This window comes from Neobacillus drentensis (assembly GCF_036962765.1).
Classification (GTDB): Bacteria; Bacillota; Bacilli; order Bacillales; family Cytobacillaceae; genus Neobacillus; species Neobacillus drentensis_C.
Genome location: NZ_JBALOS010000143.1, coordinates 1 through 843, shown reverse-complemented (window position 1 = coordinate 843; position 843 = coordinate 1). Strand labels below are relative to the sequence as shown.

Annotated in this window: 1 protein-coding gene; it reads right to left on the bottom strand. The window is 32.5% G+C overall.

The features are described 5' to 3' along the window. On the bottom strand, nt 1-673 hold a 673-nt coding region (locus tag V7137_RS17830), incomplete at its 3' end, for an HAD family hydrolase (protein ID WP_335699335.1). Between the last annotated feature and the right edge of the window lie 170 nt (nt 674-843).

The window sequence follows — 843 nt, the reverse complement described above, 5'->3', positions numbered from 1 at the left end:
GAGCATACGTTCCGCTAGGCTCAATCTCGATATCAACAATATTGTAACTCCACTCAATCTCTGCTGGGATATGGATCGCATTGATACCAAGTTCAATCGCCGGCTTGATATCACTTTTGAGTGAATTTCCAATCATCCAGGTATTCTTTTTATCTGTGTTTATTTTGTTAAATACCTGTTGCAGTGCATCTGTGTTTTTATGTTCAAAAATATAGATTTTGTCCTCGAAATAATCCGTTAATCTTAATTGATTAATTTTTCTCCACTGGTTTGATTCATCTCCACCCGTAAATAGACATAATTGATGACCGTCTGCTTGTATGGTATCAAGGATTTCGTACATATATGGAAATGGTTTCACCTTTCTTTGGAAAACGCTTTGACCAATTTTTTCAACTTCATTTAATTCAGAACTCTTCATTTTTCTTCCAAATCTTTCGCAAAAATAGCGATAAGTTGCCACTAACGATTGCGTATATAAGGAAGAATGCAAGCCGTTTTTTTCAACACCTTTTATATCAATATCTGATTGCATTTCGAGAATCTCTTGTTTGGTAAGTGATTTAAACCATTTCTTCATCACATTTGCAAATCGGTTTCTAGATTCTACAAAATATTTATTACAGTGTATTAAGGTGTCATCTAAATCCAATATTAAGGTTTGTTGATTCATGAACCAATTCCCCCTTTAATAATGGTTTAAACTAAGTATATGGAATAACATCATTTTCATGTTAAAATAAGCCTTTCCCATTTTAGGATTAGTGCAATAGTATTAGAGGGATTTTGAATCGATCTATTCATTTTTTTTAATTTAATTGCAGCATTAAACAATGTCAGTAC